This is a genomic window from Pseudomonas sp. 21615526, from assembly GCF_013386245.1.
Classification (GTDB): Bacteria; Pseudomonadota; Gammaproteobacteria; order Pseudomonadales; family Pseudomonadaceae; genus Aquipseudomonas.
Genome location: NZ_JACAOM010000056.1, coordinates 1 through 20,690 on the forward strand (window position 1 = coordinate 1; position 20,690 = coordinate 20,690).

The 20,690-nt window shown below is 63.3% G+C and carries 12 protein-coding genes and 1 pseudogene; 12 read left to right on the forward strand and 1 reads right to left on the reverse strand.

Going from position 1 to position 20,690, the window contains the following annotated elements; translation table 11 throughout:
• The 7 genes and pseudogenes from HX786_RS31925 to HX786_RS16920 all read left to right on the forward strand — a co-directional run.
• Positions 1–74 (forward strand): annotated as a pseudogene (locus tag HX786_RS31925) (DUF2946 domain-containing protein); the annotation flags it as partial.
• Positions 75–167: 93 nt separating this feature from the next.
• Positions 168–2,240, forward strand: coding sequence for a TonB-dependent copper receptor (locus HX786_RS16895; protein ID WP_178912357.1), 2,073 nt, complete (start codon positions 168–170; stop codon positions 2,238–2,240).
• 116 nt (positions 2,241–2,356) lie between these two features.
• Positions 2,357–3,739: a PepSY domain-containing protein gene (locus tag HX786_RS16900; protein WP_177008329.1), complete on the forward strand. Its 1,383-nt coding sequence runs from the start codon at positions 2,357–2,359 to the stop codon at positions 3,737–3,739.
• Positions 3,740–3,891: 152 nt separating this feature from the next.
• On the forward strand, positions 3,892–5,997 hold the full coding sequence (locus tag HX786_RS16905) for a TonB-dependent siderophore receptor (protein ID WP_178912358.1): 2,106 nt from the start codon (positions 3,892–3,894) through the stop codon (positions 5,995–5,997).
• Between the two features lie 139 nt (positions 5,998–6,136).
• Positions 6,137–6,925 carry an ABC transporter ATP-binding protein gene (locus tag HX786_RS16910; RefSeq protein WP_178912359.1) on the forward strand — a complete coding sequence of 263 codons (789 nt, stop codon included), beginning with the start codon at positions 6,137–6,139 and terminating at the stop codon, positions 6,923–6,925.
• On the forward strand, positions 6,922–7,869 hold the full coding sequence (locus tag HX786_RS16915) for an ABC transporter substrate-binding protein (protein WP_008439045.1): 948 nt from the start codon (positions 6,922–6,924) through the stop codon (positions 7,867–7,869). The genes HX786_RS16910 and HX786_RS16915 overlap by 4 nt, the downstream gene beginning before the upstream one ends.
• On the forward strand, positions 7,866–8,876 hold the full coding sequence (locus HX786_RS16920) for an iron ABC transporter permease (RefSeq protein WP_003217368.1): 1,011 nt from the start codon (positions 7,866–7,868) through the stop codon (positions 8,874–8,876). The genes HX786_RS16915 and HX786_RS16920 overlap by 4 nt, the downstream gene beginning before the upstream one ends.
• Here the strand turns inward: HX786_RS16920 and HX786_RS16925 are convergent.
• Positions 8,873–14,794 (reverse strand): hypothetical protein, encoded by a 5,922-nt coding sequence (locus tag HX786_RS16925; RefSeq protein ID WP_178912360.1) that lies wholly within the window; start codon positions 14,792–14,794, stop codon positions 8,873–8,875. The genes HX786_RS16920 and HX786_RS16925 overlap by 4 nt on opposite strands.
• A gap of 297 nt (positions 14,795–15,091) precedes the next feature.
• Between HX786_RS16925 and urtA the strand changes: the two genes are divergently transcribed.
• From urtA to urtE, 5 genes are all read left to right on the forward strand, one after another.
• Positions 15,092–16,357, forward strand: coding sequence for an urea ABC transporter substrate-binding protein (urtA, locus tag HX786_RS16930; protein ID WP_003217372.1), 1,266 nt, complete (start codon positions 15,092–15,094; stop codon positions 16,355–16,357).
• 134 nt (positions 16,358–16,491) lie between these two features.
• Entirely contained in the window at positions 16,492–17,994 is a 1,503-nt protein-coding gene (gene urtB, locus HX786_RS16935; protein ID WP_003217374.1) for an urea ABC transporter permease subunit UrtB, read from the forward strand.
• Positions 17,994–19,073, forward strand: a complete 1,080-nt coding sequence (urtC, locus tag HX786_RS16940) for an urea ABC transporter permease subunit UrtC (RefSeq protein WP_008439056.1) — start codon at positions 17,994–17,996, stop codon at positions 19,071–19,073. Before urtB ends, urtC begins: the two co-directional genes overlap by 1 nt.
• Positions 19,070–19,930 (forward strand): urea ABC transporter ATP-binding protein UrtD, encoded by an 861-nt coding sequence (gene urtD, locus HX786_RS16945; protein WP_003217378.1) that lies wholly within the window; start codon positions 19,070–19,072, stop codon positions 19,928–19,930. The genes urtC and urtD overlap by 4 nt, the downstream gene beginning before the upstream one ends.
• Before the next feature lie 52 nt (positions 19,931–19,982).
• Entirely contained in the window at positions 19,983–20,681 is a 699-nt protein-coding gene (gene urtE / locus HX786_RS16950) for an urea ABC transporter ATP-binding subunit UrtE (RefSeq protein WP_178912361.1), read from the forward strand.
• The last annotated feature ends 9 nt before the right edge of the window (positions 20,682–20,690 follow it).

The following is a 20,690-nucleotide window of genomic DNA, read 5'->3' on the forward strand; positions in this document are numbered from 1 at the left end:
CCCCACGCCTGGGCCATGCCCGGCAAACCGTGTTCCCCGGCGCCCGCAGCCGCGCCCCGCCCATCATCGCGTAAGCACTTCACACCGTTACTTCACCCCGGCCGACTTTAGACAGACAGCCGCAGGCTGCTGGCCGTGTTGTTTACGAATGAATGATGGAATTTTTCATGTCCAGGTTTTCTGCTGACACCCGTTTGGGATGTACTCCCGTTTTCGCCGTTCTGTGTGGCACGCTGCTGGTTCCTCAGGTCCACGCCGACGAGCCTGCCGACCAGACCGAACTGAGCCCGACGGTGATCACCGCCATTGCCCCCAGCTCACCACTGACCGTCGTCACCAACCCGAAAGACCCGCGCCAACCGGTGCCCGCCAGCGATGGCGGCGACTACCTCAAGACCATCCCCGGCTTCGCCCTGGTGCGCAACGGCGGCACCAACGGCGACCCGGTGCTGCGGGGCATGTTCGGTTCGCGCCTGAACATCCTCACCAACGGCAGCATGATGCTCGGCGCCTGCCCCGGCCGGATGGACGCGCCCACCTCCTATATCTCACCGGAAACCTACGACAAGCTCACCGTGATCAAAGGCCCGCAAACCGTGCTCTGGGGCCCGGGCGCTTCAGCCGGCACGGTCCTGTTCGAGCGCGAGCCCGAGCAATTCGGCGAGCTGGGCACGCGGGTCAACGCCAGCATCCTGGCGGGCTCCAACGGGCGCTTCGACAAAGTCGTCGACGCAGCAGCCGGCGGGCCGCTGGGTTATGTGCGGGTGATCGGCAACCAGGCCCACGCCGATGACTACAAGGACGGCAACAACGACACCGTCGCCTCGCGCTACGACAAGTGGAACGGCGACGTGGCCGTGGGCTGGACCCCGGACGCCGACACCCTGCTGGAACTCACCGCCGGCCGTGGCGATGGCGAAGCCCGCTACGCCGGGCGTGGCATGGACGGTTCGCAGTTTTTGCGCGAGAGCCTCGGATTGCGCTTCGAGAAGTCAAACATCGGCGAGGTGCTGGATAAGGTCGAAGCGCAGGTCTACTACAACTACGCCGACCACGTGATGGACAACTACACCCTGCGCGTCCCGTCGGGCACCGGGATGATGGCCGGTCCCATGGCGGCCAACGTCGACCGCCGCACCCTCGGCGCCCGTATCAAGGCCACCTGGCGCTGGGCCGATGTGCAGTTGATCAGCGGCATTGATGCACAAACCAACGAACACCGCGAACGCAGCGCCATGGGCGTCGACACCTACAAGGACCTACCCCGCAGCAAGGACGCCAACTTCCACAACTACGGGGTGTTCGGCGAACTGACCTGGTACGCCGCCGACCGCGACCGCCTGATCACCGGCGCCCGCGTCGACCGCGCCTCGGCCAAGGATTTCCGGCAAACCATCAGCTCCGGGATGATGAGCAGCCCCAACCCCACCGCCGGTAAAACCCGCGCCGATACGCTGCCGTCCGGCTTTGTGCGCTACGAGCACGATCTGGCGGACAGCCCTGCCAACCTGTACGCAGGGCTTGGGCATTCGGAGCGTTTCCCTGATTACTGGGAGCTGTTTTCTCCCGACACCGGGTCGGTCGGTTCCGTGAATGCCTTCGACGGTGTGAAGCCTGAAAAAACCACCCAGCTAGATTTTGGCCTGCAATACAAATCCGCCGATCTCGATGCCTGGGCCTCGGGCTACGTCGGCCAGGTGCGTGATTTCATCCTGTTCGACTACCAGCCGGGAATGATGGGCACCACCTCCCAGGCGCGCAATGTGGACGCGCGAATCATGGGCGGTGAATTGGGCGCAGCCTACAAGCTGACCGCCAACTGGAAGGCCGATGCCACCTTCGCCTACGCCTGGGGCAAGAACACCAGCGACGGCAAACCGCTGCCGCAGATCCCGCCGCTGGATGCGCGCTTCGGGCTCACCTACATCCAGGACGACTGGAGCGCCGGCGCCTTGTGGCGGGTGGTCGCGGCGCAAAACCGCATCGACCAGAACAAGGGCAACGTGGTGGGCAAGGACTTCGACAAAAGCTCGGGGTTTGGCGTGTTTTCGCTGAACGCGGCGTATCGCATCAACAAGAATTTCAAGGTCAGCACCGGCGTCGACAACCTGTTCGGCAAGGCGTACGCCGAGCACCTGAACCTGGCCGGCAACGCCGGGTTCGGCTACCCGGCCAATGACCCGCAAGCCATCAAGGAACCGGGGCGCACGCTCTGGACCAAGGTGGACATGAGCTTCTAAGCGCATCGCAGGCAAGCCAGCTCCCACAGTTGCAATGCATTCCCCTGTGGGAGCGGGCTTGCCCGCGATGGCGTCCTCGATAACACAAAAAATCCAAGCCTTTGCGGAGCACCCTGATGAACCCACCGAAGATTTCCTTCTACAACCTGGCCTGGCGCTGGCATTTCTACGCCGGGCTGTTTGTCGCGCCGTTCATGGTGCTGCTGGCCCTGACCGGCATCATCTACCTGTTCAAACCCCAACTCGACCCGCTGATGTACGGCAACCTGCTGACCGTGCAAAGCGCCGAACACGCGCTGAGTGCCGACGAGCAACTGCAACGTGCCCAGGCTGCCTATCCACAAGGCAAAATCAGCAAGTACCTGCCACCTGCCGACGCCACCAGCAGCGCGCAATTCGTGATGCACAACGACGGGCGCGAAGTGACTGTATTCGTCGACCCGTATCGCGGCACCGTGCTCGGCGAACAGGACGCCAAGTACAACCTGCAAGCCATCGCCCGTGCGCTGCATGGTGAGTTGATGATCGGCACCGTCGGCGATCGCCTGGTGGAACTGGCCGCCGGCTGGGGTGTGATGCTGGTGATTTCGGGCGTGTATCTGTGGTGGCCGCGAGGCAAGTCGGCGGCGGGCATTCTGTGGCCACGGCTGGGCAGTCGCGGCCGCTTGTTCTGGCGCGATTTGCACGCGGTCGCCGGTTTCTGGGGCGCGGCGTTTCTGCTGGTGATGCTGCTCAGCGGCATGACCTGGACCGGCTTCTGGGGCAAGCAATACGCCGAGCTGTGGAATAAATTCCCGGCGGCCATGTGGAACAACGTGCCGCAGTCCGACCAGCAGGCCCGCAGCCTCAACACCGCGAGCCAACAAACCGTGCCGTGGGCCATGGAAAACACGCCGATGCCGATGTCTGGCGAGCATGCCGAGCACATGAACCACGCCGGCATGAGCCATGGCCCCGCCGCCCCGGTCATCCGCCTGCAACAGGTGGTCGACCTCGCCAACTCACGCAAGGTCGAGCCCGGCTACAGCATCACCTTCCCCACCACTGCCGAAGGCGTGTTCACCCTCGCGGTGTTCGCCAACGACCCGCGCAATGACGCCACCCTGCATGTGGACCAATACACCGGCAAGGTCCTGGCCGATGTGCGCTGGGAGCACTACAACAGCGTGGCGCGGGTTACCGAATCGGGCGTGATGCTGCACGAAGGCAAGATGTTTGGCGTGGTCAATCAGATCATCGTGCTGCTGATTTGCCTGATGATCCTGCTCAGCGCCGTCAGCGGTGTGGTGATCTGGTGGAAGCGTCGGCCACAGGGCAGCCTGGGGGTTCCACCGTTGCGCCATGACCTGCCGAAATGGAAAACCGCGATGGTAATCATGCTCGGGCTGGCGATTGTCTTTCCGCTGGTGGGCGCCTCGCTGATCGTGGTCTGGGCACTGGATCGCCTGGTGCTTTCACGGTGGTTTGGCCAACGTGAATCTGCCTCAGGTTCAGCGTGAAACAGACGAGATGCCCTACCTAGAGGCGTTATGTAGTCTTACGCGGGCTTTCGCCCACGCCGCACAAAGTGTTATATTGTAACACTTAATGTGTTCTCCCACTCGCCGCGCCCTGCGGCGAGTACCGTCTCGAAGAAGCGATTTATCGTCCGATGAACAAGTACCTTGCGTCCGGCCTGTGCCTGCTCGCCCTGCAAAACACTGCCCAGGCCCTGACGCTTCCCGCCAGTGCCGTCTCCGCCCCCGCTGTCGACGACGAGCGCGTCGACCTGCAAACCCCGACCACCGCAGGTTCGCGCTTGAACCTCACTGCCTTGCAAACCCCGGGCAGCGTTGAAAGCCAGACCGGCAAGCAGATTCGCGCCCGGGGCGATGCCACGGTGCAGGACGCCATTTCCCGGGCCACCGGCATCAGCCGCACCGGCACGCCGGGCGACGGCGGCACCTCGTTGTCGGCACGCGGTTTCACTGGCCAGAGTTCGGTGCTGCAACTGTACGACGGCGCCCGCATGTTCGATGGCGCGGGCACGTCCACCTTTCCAGTGGACACCTGGTCCGTGGAGCGGGTGGACGTACTGCGCGGCCCGGCCTCGGTGATGTACGGCCAGGGCGCCACCGGCGCGGTGATCAACACGATTGCGAAGAAACCCTTCGAGGGCGAGATCGAAAACCATATCCGCCTGGGCTACGGCTCCTATGACCGCCAGCAGCAAGCCCTCGACAGCGGCGGCTCATTGACCGACACCCTGAGCTATCGCCTGAACATCAACCGCCTGCGCAGCAACGGCTTCATCGACCGTGGCGACTCCGGCAGCGACTTCGTCAGCGGCGCCCTGCGCTGGCAGGCGGCGGACAACCTGAGCTTCACCCTGGCCTCCGACTACGGCGACCAGACCCCGCAAAACGACTACGGCACACCGCTGATCAACGGCCAGTTGCACAAGGGCCTGCGGGACAAGAACTACAACGTCAGCAACGATATCCAGCACTACAACGACCAGTGGACACGCCTGACCAGCGAGTGGCAGATCAACGACAACGTTACCGCCACCAACGAACTGTCCTACCTGAAAAACCAGCGCCGCTGGCAGAACGCCGAGAGCTACAACTACGTCGACGGCGGCTTGGTGCGCCAGAGCTACCTGGGCATCAAGCACAACCAGGAACAGGTGGGCGACCGCCAGACCTTCACTTTCAAGCACACGCTGTTCGGCCTCGACAGCCAGACGGTGACGGGGGTGGAGTACAACCGCATTCGCTTCCGCCTGGCCAGCAACTCGCCGTTCGATGACCTGACGAACGCCGGCCAACCGGTGGACATCAACCACCCGGTACCGCAGCCGTTTGAAAGCGCCAGCCCCTTCGTCCCGCAGTCCGTCAGCACCACCAAACAGCTGGCTGCGTTCGCCGAAAACCGCCTGCAACTGACCGATAAACTGTCGCTAATCACCGGCGTGCGCCGCGATTACCTGCACATCGACAGTGACTCCCTGGTGGATGGCAGCGACTCCAACAAGACCTTTACCGGCAACAACTGGAAAGCCGGCCTGGTCTACGCGATCACCCCGGACACCTCGGTCTACGGCCAATACGCCACCAGCACTGACGGCGTTGGCAGCCTGATCACCCTGAGCCCGAGCCAGCAGCAGTTCGGCCTGTCCACCGCCAAGCAAACCGAGATCGGCCTCAAGCAGGCGTTCTGGGACTCGCGGGGTGAATGGACCCTGGCGGCCTACCACATCGTCAAAAAGAAACTGTTGGTGAGCATCCCAGGCACCACCCTCAAGGAACAAGTCGGCCAGCAATCCTCCAACGGCCTGGAAGCCAGCCTCGACCTGCAACTGCCCGATGCCTGGCAACTGCAAGCCAACGCTGCGATCGTGCGGGCGCAGTACGACGACTTCTCCGAAGTGGTCAACGGCCAGTCCGTGTCCCGCGACGGCAACCGCCCCACCGACGTGCCGCGTCGCACCGCCAACCTGTGGCTGAGCAAGGCCATCACTGACGACGTGCGTGCCGGTGCGGGTGTGCGTTATGTAGACTCGCGTTTCGCCAACACCGCCAACACCAGCGAAGTGCCGAGCTACACCGTGGTCGACGCCAGCGTTTCATGGAAAGCCATGCGCAACACGACATTGGGCCTGCAATTGAATAACCTGTTCGACCGCACTTACGCCGTCAGCCAATACAACGACGGCCAGCAATGGATCCTGGGCGAGCCGCGCTCGTTCTTCGTGACGGCGGACTACACCTTCTAACTGAACGCAACACTGTCCAAATGTGGGAGCGGGCTTGCTCGCGAATGCGGTGTGTCAGGCACTGTATCTGTTACTGATCCACCGCATTCGCGAGCAAGCCCGCTCCCACATTTGTCCTGTGTTGGACCTGAGAGTAAAGATGACCTCACTCAACCTCACCGCCCTCGCCTGGACCCCACCAGGCCACGAGCACTGTCATCACCAGTTCCAACTGCGTGACGCCAGCCTGCACGTGAACGCCGGTGAGTTCGTCGGGCTGATCGGCCCCAACGGCAGCGGCAAGACCAGCCTGCTGCGCTGCGCCTATCGGTTCAGCAAACCGGCTGACGGTGAGGTGCTGCTGGAACACCAGAACGTCTGGAAGCAATCCTCGAAGTGGTGCGCGCAACGCATTGCCGTGGTGCTCCAGGAGTTTCCCGACGCCTTCGGCCTGCGGGTGGATGAAGTGGTCGCCATGGGCCGCACACCGCACAAGGGCCTGTTCGACAGCGATACGCTTGAAGACCAGAACCTGATCCGCCAGGCCCTCGAATCCGTCGGCCTGCTGGGCTTTGAAGACCACGCCTTCGCCACCCTCTCGGGCGGAGAAAAGCAGCGGGTGATCCTCGCCCGCGCCCTGGCCCAGCAACCGCAACTGCTGATCCTCGACGAACCGACCAACCACCTCGACCCGCGCTACCAGTTGCAATTGCTGCAACTGGTCAAGCGCCTGAACATCGGCACCCTCGCCAGCATTCATGACCTGAACCTGGCCGCGGCGTTCTGCGATCGGCTGTATGTGATCAACCACGGGCGCATCGTTGCCAGCGGCACACCTCACGAAGTGCTGACCGCCGAATTGCTGCGCGACGTGTTCGGCGTTGAAGCATTGATCGACACTCACCCCTTGTCCGGCTACCCCCGAATCACCTGGATAACCCAACCATGATCCTGCGCTCCCTGCTGTCTCTCGCGTTGCTGCTCGGCACTTCCCAAGCGTTCGCCGAAGCGACCCATTACCCGCTGAAAATCCAGAGCTGCAACCGCGAAGTGACCTTCGCCGAGGCACCGAAACACGCGGTCAGCCACGACATCAACATGACCCAGATGATGCTCGCCCTGGGCCTCAAGTCGCACATGGCCGGCTACAGCGGCGTGACCGGCTGGAAGTCGGTCACCCCGGAAATGGCGCAGATTCTCGACGGCCTGCCGGAACTGGCGAGCAAATACCCGTCGGTGGAAACCCTGCTCAACGCCAACGTCGACTTCTTCTTCGCCGGCTGGGACTACGGCATGCGCGTCGGTGGCGACCTCACCCCGCAAACCCTGCAACCGTTGGGCATCAACGTCTACGAGCTGACCGAGTCCTGTGCCTTCGTGATGAAGCGCCCGGCGGCCACCCTGGAAGACACCTATAACGACCTGCGCAACCTGGGCAAGATCTTCGACGTGCAGGACCGCGCCAATGCACTGATCGCGCAGATGCAGGCACAGGTCGCCCAAGTGCAGGAAAACCTGCCGGCCGACAAGCCCCGCGTGTTCCTCTACGACAGCGGCGAAGACCGCGCCATGACCTCCGGCCGCCTGGGCATGCCCCAGGCGCTGATCGACGCCGCCGGCGGGCGCAACATTCTCGATGACGTGGACGCCAGCTGGACCCGGGTCAACTGGGAAACCGTGGTGGAGCGCAACCCGCAGGTCATCGTGATCGTCGACTACAGCGAAATCACCGCCGAGCAAAAAGAGCAGTTCCTGCTGAACAACCCGGCGCTGCAATCGGTGGACGCGATCAAGAACCAGCGCTTTATCGTGATCCCCTACGTGCAAGCCACGCCGGGCATCGACAACGTGCTGGCGGTTGAAACCCTGGCCAAGGGGTTCCACGGCGAATGATCACCCGTCGCTATGCCCTGCTGCTGAGTGCCCTCGGCGCGTTGTTGCTGATCTCGTGCGTGGTCTCGCTGGGATTCGGCTCGGCGCGGGTACCGGTGGACGTGGTGTGGCGGATCCTGCTGCATAAAGCCTTCGGCGTTGGCGAGGTGGACTGGAGCGCGGGGCAGGAACATATCGTGTGGCTGATCCGCGTGCCGCGCATGTTGCTCGGTGCCCTGGTGGGCGCCGGGCTGGCGTTGATCGGCGCGGTGTTGCAGGCGGTAACGCGCAACCCGCTGGCGGATCCGCACCTGCTGGGCGTGACTTCCGGCGCCACCCTCGGTGCGGTGATCGTGGTGCTGCATGTGGGTGAAGTGATCGGCTTGCTGACCCTGCCCATCGCGGCGTTCATCGGTGCGTTGCTGAGCATGATCGTGGTGCTGGCGGTGGCCAGTCGCAACGGTCGGCTGGAGAGTGACCGCCTGCTGCTGTGCGGGGTGGCAGTGTCGTTCGTGATGATGGCGGTGGCCAATTTGCTGCTGTTCATGGGCGACCACCGCGCGGCCTCGGCGGTGATGTTCTGGATGCTCGGCGGCCTCGGGTTGGCGCGCTGGGAACTGCTGGCCATTCCCTTCGCCACCGTGTTGCTGGGGCTGGTGCTGCTGCTGGGGATGGCTCGCCCGTTGAATGCGCTGATGGCCGGCGAACAGACCGCCGTGACCCTGGGCCTGAACGCGCGCAATGTGCGGCTCAAGGTGTTCCTGATCGCCTCGCTGATGACCGGCGTGCTGGTGTCCATCAGCGGCTCCATCGGCTTTGTCGGGCTGATGGTGCCGCACATTGCCCGGCGCCTTGTAGGTGCCGAACACCGGCGTTTGCTGCCGGTGTGCGTGCTGTTGGGCAGTGTGTTCCTGGTGTGGGTGGATGTGGCGGCCCGCACAATGATTGCCCCCGAAGACCTGCCCATCGGCGTGGCCACGGCGGCCATTGGCGGGCTGTTTTTTATCGGGCTGATGCGGCGGCGTTAAACCCCCTGGTCGGCCTGCTTGAATGCACGCAACAAGCGCCGCGCCACCTGGCTGCGGGGTTGCCAGAAGCGATCGGTTTCCAGGATGGTCAGCTTGCCCGAGGTCGCCAACCGGCGGATCACCTCGCTGGGCTTGACCTTCACCACACCCGTGTCTTCGTCGATCCAGTCATCGCGCAGCAACTGGCTTTCGTCCGCGTGATAGCTGGGCTCATACACAATCAACGCGCCGTGCACCGGGGTGAAGTAGTAACGCGCCCCCGCGATCTTGTCCTGGCGCAGCATCTCGATGAACCCGCGGATTTCCTTCTGGGCAATGAAGTTGTGGGCCAGGCCTTCTTCGTAGCGATCCGCCAGATGCTGGCGCTCGGTGTCGAGCTTGAACAACTGCTGGACGCCCATCACCTTGTAGCCCGCCGGGTAGCGGGTCGATGTGCTGGGGTAGCCGAGGTTCATGATGCCTTCGAACAATGCCTTGTAGGCCGGTGTGTCCGGCCGCAGTCCCACGGCCACCGAGGGGCCCGGGTCTGCCACCGGTTGCACGGCGATGAAGGTGTCGCTGTCGCCGTTGCCCAGCACCGCTCCCAGCCGCGCCTGGTGCTCCAGCGGCACAACCTGTTGCCATACCTGGCGCGCGGCATCGTCCGGGTGGGCGCACAACGGGCCCAGGGCCATGCGGGTATCGCGCACTGCCAGTGTCGTGGCCAGGCGCTTTATCCGGGGCAACAAGGCATCCCAGAACGGGCTGCTGTCGAGTACCCGCAGCTCGCCGGACTCCACCAGTTTCAACACATGGCTGTCGATGCTGCCACGACTGTTGAGGTGTTTCAGATACGCCGCCTGCCGGCGGCTGGAATCCCAGTCCGGGTCGATCCTCACCGCCTGGTACCGAAACAGTGAGCCGTCGGCACATGACACATGCAACGCCAGGAACCGCTCACTCTGTGCCACCCGCAAAAAGCTCAGCGCCGCCAGCACCACGGCCGGAGCCATCAGTTGCGCGTAGCCTTCGGCCTGGGGCAACTCGGGCGCAGCACGCTGCGGCAGCCTCAGATACAGGCCTTGCAGGCTGTACCCGCTCGGCAACTGCCCGCGCAGGAACGCCCGGTCGAGGGCAAAGCCCAGGTCGTCGCCCTTGACCGGCGCACAGGCGACAAAATGCCCATTGTCGGAGGACTTGAGAATCACGCCAAAGCTCAAATCGGCGCGCCCCTGGGCGTATTGATGACCATAGCGTGCCGCGTCGTCAGCATGCTTGAACACCGGGCCCAGCTGCCGATCCGCCACGGCATGGACCGCCGCCTGCGGCGCAACGTAGGCCAGGCCGGGCATCCAGCCCGGCAGCACACGCTGGGCAGAGCCCCACAACGGGCCGCCCTCCAGTACCTGCAAAGTCCCCACCCGCGCCAGCTGATTGACCAGCTCGGTGGGGCTCTTGCGGCCACTGCGCATCTGCTGCTCGACGGCATTGCTGTAAGGGTCGTGCAACGCCAGGCTGTTGGGGGCCAGGGAGGTTTCCAGGTGGCTGAGCAACTGCGTCGTTTCGTTGCGCTGGGCCGAATCCAGCAAGCTGCGCTCGGCGTCCTGGGTACTGAAACCGATGAGTGAGCCGTCGGGCGTCAGCAGGTATTCGTGGGTCCACAGGTGACCCGACTTCAGGGCGGTCTCCAGTACTTTGGTCGAGAACAGGTTTTGATACACCGCGTTTTCTTCAGAGGGTAACCAGAACTCCAGCACCCGGGCGACACGTGACCGGTAGCGCGCGACCATTTTCCAACCAGGGGCCAGCAGCGCCTGGCTGACGTCCAGGCCCGGCAGGATGACGTTCGGGTCGAAGTCTTCACTCAACACCGGCACCGCCAGGGTCGCGACAAACTTGCCGTTGCGCTGCAACACCAGCCCGCCTTGCAGCGTGTCGCGCTGTGTGCCCAACTGTTGGTGGACGTAACGCACCGCATCGGCCTGGTTGCTGAACAGCGGGCTCAATGGGCGACGCATAAAGTTGGCGAAAGCGGTCCATGGGGCCTGGCTGACATCCAGCTTACCCGCCCACGCCCAGCATTCGCTCGGCACCAAAACGCTCAACCAGCTCAACTTCGCCACTTCGTTGACAAACCCGACCGCCGAGAGCTGCCCGCTGGCCATCAAGGTCTGCACGTCTTCATAGACCCCCGACGGCTGGCGGACCGGGTTGAACAGCGTCGATGCCACCGGCGTTTGTACCCGCAGCAACGCCTGGTCCAGTGTCGAGATAAACACCGGCAAGCCAGTCAGTGCGCCTGTCTCTCGTTGGCGCTTGGCCTCGACGGTGGCACTGGCCAGATCCCCGGCCGAAATAAAATGCTGCGCCAGCCAGTGTTCGGCGGTGGTCAGCCCCTGTGGCATCCAGTTGCGCCGGTAAACCAAGGCGTGCAGTTGATAACCCGCGGGGTAGATGAACTCGCCTTCGTCATCCACGGCAAACACGGCGCTCAAGGCGAACAGCCCGGCCCTATCCCAGGCGGGTACAAGCTCGGAGCAGACAAAGGCGTCCTGATCGCGATGCTTGAGCATGAAACCGAAACCGGTTTGCGTCGGTGCTTCATGGTCCAGGCGCGTGTGCAGTGCCCGAGCCGCGTCAGCGGCACTGGCGCAGACCGGGCCATAGGCAATCTGCTCCGGACGTTCGCGCCGGGGTATCGGCAGGCGTGGCCGCCAGTGTTCGGCGATCAGCCCCGGCGCGCCCCACAACGGGTTGGCCTGCACCACCCGCACGCTGCCGGCCGCCGCCACCTGGCTAATCCACTCCCGCGCCGTCAGCGTGCCGCTGGCCAGGTTGAGGGCCGTTGGGCTGCGATGGGGCAAGGGGTCGAGCGCCTTGAACAGGTTCGCCTGGGCGGCAGAGTCGATCAGGTCATACGCCAGCAAACAATCTTCGGCGCCCGACAGGTAGGCCACGGACACCTGTTGGCGATTGCGGATCAGCGTGTGCACGTCCAGGGCGCTGAACATCTGCGCCTCCAGGCAGGCATCGTCCCGCGACCAGCCCGGGCGCTGCAGGCGCTCGGGTTCCAGCAACGAAACCCCGCGGCTGGAACCGTACACGGCCTTGAGCATGTGACCGGGCGGGAGCAGTGAGCGGCCCTTGACGTCCTGGGGGTAGACAACGCCCAGGGCAAAGCGCCCGGCGTCGCTGGCCGGCAATGGCTCAGTGGCCACGTAGAGACCGTCCGGGCGCTGCAGGATATAGCCGCAGTATTCGCCCTCACGCCAGCTGCCGATTTGCCCGTGGGCGTCGCGTGCCGCGTCTTCTACCTGGAGAAACCCGCGGCTCAGTTGCGGGCGGGGTGCCAGGGCGTAAGGTCGCCAGGTGTCGGCGACCAGCCCCGCCACATCCCACAACGTGCCCGGTTGCAACACCGACAGCGCCCCGGCGGCGGCGACCTTTTGGATCATCTCGTGGGGCGTCACGGTGGCGGCCCGCAGTTCATCCCCCAGCCCGTTGTCCGTCACCCGGCCATCGGGCAGCACCTGGTAGAGCTGGCTTTCCTCGGCCGAGCCGGAGGCGTCATAGGCCAACTGAGCGCCGTCCGCCGTGCTGAGGTAGAAGGCCAGATTGCTCTCGGGGTGGATGCGCAGCGCGGCAATCCCCTGGGCAAAATCCGTGGTGTCGATAAAGCCCTCGTACAACCAGGGTTCGGCGCCGATGCCGGTGGCGTCCGGTGCGCTGCGGCAGTACCAGCCACGCAGGGCGAAGCCTGGCGGCAGGCTGGCATTGCCAAAAACATTCGCCAACACGAAAAGGGTTTCGCCGGCGGGTATCGGTGCGCAAGGCTCGCTGACCACATACTGCTCTGCACTCGAGTGCTTGAGGATGCAACCGACTCGCCGGCCATCCGCCGTTGCCTGCATACGGTCATGGGCATAACGGGCGGCGGTTGCCAGGTCAGTGAAAACCCAGCTCAGCGGCATATCAATGGGGGCTGCGGCGGCGAAAGGCGTTTCGGGCTCCCAGGTGGCCGGGACCCGGCCCTGGACGTTGTACCAGGTCTCATCCGCCAGCAGCACCGTCAACTCACCGAGTTTTACCAGCTCTTTGATCAGCCCTTCACGCGTGCCGTCAAACCCTTGTACGCGGGCCACACCCTGGCCATCGCGTTCAACTTGTGCCAGGTACTCGCCGAATTCACGCTCGGCCCGAGAGCCGCTGACAGCGTATTTGATCAACGTACCGTTCGTTCCGCTGGTGTAAAGCACCTTGATCTGATCGGAAAAAACCAGCGTCATGTCGATCGCTTGAGTCGACGGTGTACTGATCAGGAACGCCAGCTGTCGCGAGGTTTTTTGAGGATAGTTGGCACGCACCTCGGCCAGGTCGTAGACAGGTCGATTGAACTCGCCAACCATTTGGTGCCCTTCAAGCTCGACCCGCGTCAGAGCGTTGTCGGTGGGCAATGCCCCGCCCCACAACGACAGCCACCTGTCAGGGTCTGACAGCCTGGAGGCCACAAACAGCCCATCGCTGCGCTTGAAGATGTAAGCCTGGAGAAAAGAGCCGTGGGGTGAACCCACCTTGTAATGCAGGTAGCGTGCGACATCATCGGCAGTGACGAAGGCAGGGCTCAGCGACGCATGGACTTTCGCGAAGGCCCTCCATTGCGGTCCTACCACTCCGGCCTTGTCCCATACCCGTCCGGGCTCAACCACCGTCAGCGTGCCCACGGCAGCCACTTGCCGGACAAACTCGGAAGGGCTCAAGGTGGCGTCCTTCAAGCGTCCGTCGAGATCCGCGCCGCGATTGGCGAACAGCTGGGACTGCGCCTGCGAGCCGGTGCAGTGGTACATCAGCAGCGCGCCGTCGTTGGCGCGCAAGTAAAAGTGCAAGCCCAGGTCGTCGGTCCCCGCCATCATCACCACGGCAGCCAACGCAGAAGCCGTGAAGAAGTTTTCCGCCAGCCACGACTCTTTCGCCACGGTCGGTTTCGCTTGCGGTGATAGGGAGCAGTAAATACCGAAGGTCAAAAACTCACTGTCCGCCTTGTGCACTTTTGGCAGTGACAACTTGCCACTGGTCAGCGCAAACGCCGCCTTGAGTTCATCCGACGGAAATTCGGCCACGTACTGGTTCGACGCGCTTTTGTACAGGTAGCCAAAGAGACTCTCCTGCCGTGCAAACCCCAGCGACGGCAAGACTGATCGCACCGCGTCCTGCCACCGGCGGCTGACTTGGCTGGCGAGAGGCGCCAGTGCGTCCTGCCCGATTTGCGACAGGGTTTGATTGAGGGTCCACGGCGCCAGCAGTTGGCCAGGCTTTCCACCCAGCTCGGCGTTGGCAACGATGACCCGCAGGTAGCCGGCCCTGGCCGTCTCATTGATAAAGGCGATGTAGTCGTCGAAATCGGCCGCAGGCTTGGTCGCCATCAACTGGTTCAAGAAGCTGGCCTCAGTCGCAGAGCCGCTGCTTTCATACTGGATGAGCGAGCCATAGAACCCGGACAGGTAGTAACGGGTGCACAGCATGCGCACCTGGATGATGATGCGCAGGATATTGATGGGGAAAAAGCTGCGATCCAGGCGGCGCTGCGCGCCTGTCCAGTGCTGTATCTGCGCGGAGCGTCGGGTGCCATCCTCGCCGCGCGAACTGTACAGGGCGTGAACGCTGTGGCCCTCGTACGCCAGGAAATTCCTGTTGGCATCGACCTTGAGCAGGTCGCTCTGGAAGTCGAATGCAGTGGCGGTGCCGGCCACCGGCACGCTTGGCAGGTACATCCCGTCATCACGCTTGAAAACCAGCCCGCCAAATACCGTCTCGCGCCGGTTGCCGATCTGTTGATGCGCCCAATGGGCGGCATCATGGTCGGTGACGAATGCCGGCCCCAGATGGGGAACCGGCCTGCGCGTGATCGCCACTTGATCGTCTTGAATGTGAGTACTGTCCATGTTCATCGTCACTTGAGTGAAGTTAAGAAAACTGGCGCTGCCCCTGGGTTGCCGGGGGCACCAGGCAGGCTTCACTTTCAAGGGTTTGGCTGGACGCAGGCATTAGATAGTTAAGGCTCGGGGCGCCAGGCACCATCAGGGTGCGCCTGCACGCACAGCCTGCGTTGATTGGCGCCGCATTGGTGCATCGCCCACCCCCATAGCCCGGTCACGGCTCGCGCGCACCACGCTTGCGCGCCCCGGCACAGCCTTTGCAATCACTCCCTCATCACATCATTGAGTCATGGAGATTGCACAATGAAGCGTCGCAGCTTGATCAAGGCTTTCACACTGTCGGCATCCATCGCCGCGATGGGCATGACCTGGACGGTACAGGCCGCCGAGACCATCAAGGTCGGCATCCTGCACTCGCTGTCCGGGACCATGGCGATCTCCGAGACCTCGCTCAAAGACATGGCGCTGATGACCATCGACGAGATCAACGCCAAGGGCGGCGTGAACGGCAAGATGCTCGAACCGGTAGTGGTGGACCCGGCCTCCAACTGGCCGCTGTTCGCTGAAAAGGGCCGCCAGTTGCTGACCCAGGACAAGGTCGCCGTGGTGTTCGGTTGCTGGACCTCGGTGTCGCGCAAATCGGTCTTGCCGGTGTTCGAAGAACTCAACGGCCTGCTGTTCTACCCGGTGCAATACGAAGGCGAAGAGATGTCGCCGAACGTGTTCTATACCGGTGCGGCGCCGAACCAGCAGGCGATCCCGGCGGTGGAATACCTGATGAGCGAAGAAGGCGGCGGCGCCAAGCGCTTCTTCCTGCTGGGCACCGACTACGTGTACCCGCGCACCACCAACAAGATCCTGCGTTCGTTCCTGCACTCCAAAGGCGTAGCGGATAAAGACATCGAAGAGGTCTACACCCCGTTCGGCCACAGCGATTACCAGACCATCGTGGCCAACATCAAAAAATTCTCCGCCGGTGGCAAGACCGCAGTGATCTCCACCGTGAACGGCGACTCCAACGTGCCGTTCTACAAAGAGCTGGCCAACCAGGGCCTGAAGGCTACCGACGTACCGGTCGTCGCCTTCTCCGTGGGTGAAGAAGAACTGCGCGGCATCGACACCAAGCCGCTAGTGGGCAACCTCGCCGCCTGGAACTACTTCCAGTCGGTGGAGAACCCGGTGAACAAGAAATTCGTCGCCGACTGGAAAGCCTACGCCAAGGCCCACAACCTGCCGGGCGCGGACAAAGCCGTGACCAACGACCCGATGGAAGCCACCTACGTGGGCATCCACATGTGGGCGCAGGCGGTGGAGAAAGCCAAGTCCACCGACGTCGACAAAGTGCGTGAAGCCATGGCCGGGCAGACCTTTGCCGCGCCGTCCGGCTTCACCCTGACCATGGACAAGACCAACCACCACCTGCACAAGCCGGTGATGATCGGCGAGATCCAGTCTGACGGGCAGTTCTCGGTGGTGTGGCAGACCCAGGAGCCGATTCGTGCCCAGCCGTGGAGCCCGTATATCCCTGGCAATGACAAAAAGCCGGATTACGCCGTCAAGAGCAACTAAGACCGACTCGGTCTAAATGTGGGAGCGGGCTTGCTCGCGAAAGCGGTGTGTCAGTCGACGCATCCGAAACTGAGCCAGCGCTTTCGCGAGCAAGCCCGCTCCCACATTGTCCGTGCATGATCAGGACATTTTGTATGCCCACTGCCCTATACCGCTTCATCCTCGCCGCCCTGCTGTTGCTGCCCCTCGCCGCACACGCCAGCGACGCCGAAGACTTCATCAACGCCAACCCGATGCAACAAGCCAAGCTGCTCCAGGACTGGGCCGCCCAGCCCGACCCGGCGCGCATCGAGCTGGTGGACGCCCTGCAACAAGGCCAGATCAGCGTCAACGGCGAAACCAAGACCGTACGCCTGAACAACCGCCTGCGCGGCCTGATCGACAACGTGCAAGCCAGCCAGGAATTGCTCGCTGCCGACCCCAAGGTGCGCCTTGCCGCCGCCCAGACTCTGCAAAAAAGTGCACAACCTGCGCAGCTGAAATTCCTCGACCAGCAACTCGCCGGCGAAACCAATGATGACGTACACACAGCCCTCAGTCTCGCCCTGGCCAACCTGCAACTGGTAGACCCCGACCCGGCCGTGCGCCTGGCCGCCGTGCGCTTGCTCGGCGGCACCGGCGACCCGCTGGCCCGCACTCGCCTGGAAGCCTTGCTCGCTCCCGGCGTCGAAGCCGACGCCACGGTGCACACCGCCGCCGAGACCAGCCTGGCCCAGGTCAAACGCAAACTGATGGTGGGCGAGATTCTCGGCCAGGCCTTCAGCGGCATGTCCCTGGGCTCGATCCTGCTGCTGGCGGCGCTCGGCCTGGCGATCACCTTCGGCCTGCTCGGGGTGATCAACATGGCCCACGGCGAGATGCTGATGCTCGGCGCCTACTCCACCTATGTGGTGCAGTTGCTGATGCAGCGCTACGTGCCCCAGGCCATCGAGTTCTACCCGCTGATCGCGCTGCCGGTGGCGTTTTTTGTCACCGCCGCCATCGGCATGGCCCTGGAGCGCACGGTGATTCGTCACCTCTACGGCCGCCCGCTGGAAACCCTGCTCGCCACCTGGGGCATCAGCCTGATGCTGATCCAACTGGTGCGCCTGGTGTTCGGTGCGCAGAACGTTGAAGTGGCCAACCCCGAGTGGCTGTCCGGGGGAATCCAGGTGCTGCCCAACCTGGTGCTGCCGTACAACCGCATCGTGATCATCGCCTTCGCGCTGTTCGTGGTGGTGCTGACCTGGCTGCTGCTGAACAAGACGCGCCTGGGCCTCAACGTGCGGGCCGTCACCCAGAACCGCAACATGGCCGCCTGCTGCGGCGTGCCCACCGGACGCGTGGACATGCTCGCCTTTGGCCTCGGCTCCGGCATAGCGGGCCTCGGTGGCGTGGCCCTGAGCCAGATCGGCAACGTCGGCCCGGACCTCGGCCAGAGCTACATCATCGACTCGTTCCTGGTGGTGGTACTCGGCGGTGTCGGCCAGTTGGCCGGTAGCGTCATGGCCGCCTTCGGCCTGGGGATAGCCAACAAGATTCTTGAACCGCAGATCGGTGCCGTGCTCGGCAAGATCCTGATCCTCGCGCTGATCATTCTGTTCATCCAGAAACGCCCGCAAGGACTCTTCGCACTGAAAGGACGGGTGATCGACTGATGAACCAGCCATTGATGCTCACGGCCGCGCAAAAGGCCGGCCCCAAGGTGACCGTCGCGGTCGGTGCAGTGGTGCTGATCCTGCTGCTGGCGCTGCCGTTGTTCTCGCTGTTGTCACCGGAAAATCCGCTGCACGTTTCCGCCTATACCCTGACGTTGGTGGGCAAGATTCTGTGCTACGCCATCGTCGCCCTGGCGCTGGACCTGGTGTGGGGTTATGCCGGGATGTTGTCCCTCGGGCACGGCCTGTTCTTTGCGCTGGGCGGTTATGCCATGGGCATGTACCTGATGCGCCAGGCGTCCGGCGATGAGCTGCCGGCGTTCATGACCTTTTTGTCGTGGACCGAGTTGCCGTGGTACTGGACCGGCACCAGCCACTTCCTCTGGGCAATGTGCCTGGTGGTGTTGGCGCCGGGATTGCTGGCACTGGTGTTCGGGTTCTTCGCCTTCCGCTCACGGATCAAGGGCGTGTACTTCTCGATCATGACCCAGGCCCTGACCTTCGCCGGGATGCTGTTGTTCTTCCGCAACGAGACCGGGTTTGGCGGCAATAACGGCTTTACCAATTTCCGCAGCATCCTCGGGTTTGGCATCACCGAGCCGGGTACGCGAGCGGCGCTGTTTGTGGCCACCGTGGTGTTGTTGGTGGCGAGCCTGTTCATCGGCTGGCGCCTGGCCCAGAGCAAGTTCGGCCGGGTGCTGACAGCGCTGCGGGATGCGGAAAATCGCCTGATGTTCTGCGGCTACGACCCGCGTGGCTTCAAGCTGTTCGTGTGGGTGTTGAGCGCGGTGCTGTGTGGTTTGGCGGGCGCGTTGTATGTGCCGCAAGTGGGCATCATCAACCCCAGCGAAATGTCGCCGACCAACTCCATTGAGGCCGCTGTGTGGGTGGCCCTCGGCGGGCGTGGAACCTTGATCGGCCCGCTGCTGGGCGCCGGTGTGGTCAACGGCATGAAGAGCTGGTTCACCGTGGCGTTTCCTGAGTATTGGCTGTTCTTCCTCGGTGCGCTGTTCATCATCGTCACCCTGTATTTGCCCAAGGGTGTGATTGGCCTGCTGAAGAAGAGGGGCGACCAATGAGGATCACAGCGACGGCCGAATTTATGCTCGAACCTATCCTTGAACCCAATAAAGACCAGGGCAGCGCCCGCGATGCCATTGGCCTCGGTCAGGCCGCCGGCAAAGGCCTGAACACCCGCCACGGCACGATCCTGACCCTGGAAGACATCAGCGTCAGCTTCGACGGTTTCAAGGCATTGAACGACTTGAACCTGTACATCGGCGTCGGCGAATTGCGCTGCATCATCGGCCCCAACGGCGCGGGCAAAACCACGCTGATGGACGTGATCACCGGCAAGACCCGGCCCAGCCACGGCAAGGCCTGGTTCGGCGAAACCCTCGACCTGACGAGCATGAGCGAAGTGCAGATCGCCCAGGCCGGCATCGGTCGCAAGTTCCAGAAGCCCACGGTATTCGAAGCCCTCAGCGTGTTCGAAAACCTCGAGCTGGCGCAGAAGACCGACAAGTCGGTGTGGGCCAGCCTGCGGGCGCGCTTGAGTGGCGAGCAGAAAGACCGCATCAGCGAAGTGCTCGACACCATCCGACTCACCGCTTCAGTCAATCGCCCGGCCGGCTTGCTGTCCCACGGCCAGAAACAGTTCCTGGAAATCGGCATGTTGCTGATGCAGGACCCGCAACTGTTGCTGCTGGATGAACCGGTGGCGGGCATGACCGATGCCGAAACCGAGTTCACCGCCGAGCTGTTCAAGCGCCTGGCGGGCAAGCATTCGCTGATGGTGGTGGAACACGACATGGGCTTTGTCGGCTCGATTGCCGACCACGTGACGGTGTTGCACCAGGGCAGCGTGCTGGCCGAAGGGTCGCTGGAACAGGTGCAGGAAAATGAGCGGGTGATCGAGGTTTACCTCGGCCGCTGAACCTGATCGTTCCCACGCTCCGCGTGGGAACGATCATTAAGGGGAACTGAACATGCTGCAAGTCGACAAGCTGCACCAGTACTACGGCGGTAGCCACATCCTGCGCGGGCTTTCCTTTGAGGTAAAAGTCGGCGAAGTCACCTGCCTGCTGGGCCGCAACGGCGTGGGCAAGACCACCTTGCTCAAGTGCCTGATGGGTTTGCTGCCGGCCAAGGAAGGTGCGGTGAACTGGGAAGGCCGCGCCATTACCGGCTTCAAGCCGCACCAGCGGGTGAACGCCGGTATCGCCTACGTGCCCCAGGGCCGGGAGATTTTTGGCCGCCTGACAGTGGAAGAAAACCTGCTGATGGGCCTGTCACGCTTCCCCGGCTCCGAAGCCAAGGAAGTGCCCGCCTTCATCTACGAGCTGTTCCCGGTGCTGCTGCAAATGAAGCAACGCCGGGGTGGTGACTTGTCCGGCGGCCAGCAACAGCAGCTGGCTATCGGTCGGGCCCTGGCCAGCCGCCCGCGCCTGTTGATCCTCGATGAACCCACCGAAGGCATCCAGCCGTCGGTGATCAAGGAGATCGGCGCGGTGATCAAGAAGCTCGCGGCACGCGGCGACATGGCGATTCTGCTGGTGGAGCAGTTCTATGATTTTGCCGCGGAACTGGCCGACCAGTACCTGGTGATGTCCCGGGGCGAAATCGTCCAGCAGGGGCGTGGAGAAAATATGGAAAGCGAGGGTGTGCGCGGGCTCGTTACGATCTAATCTGTAGCG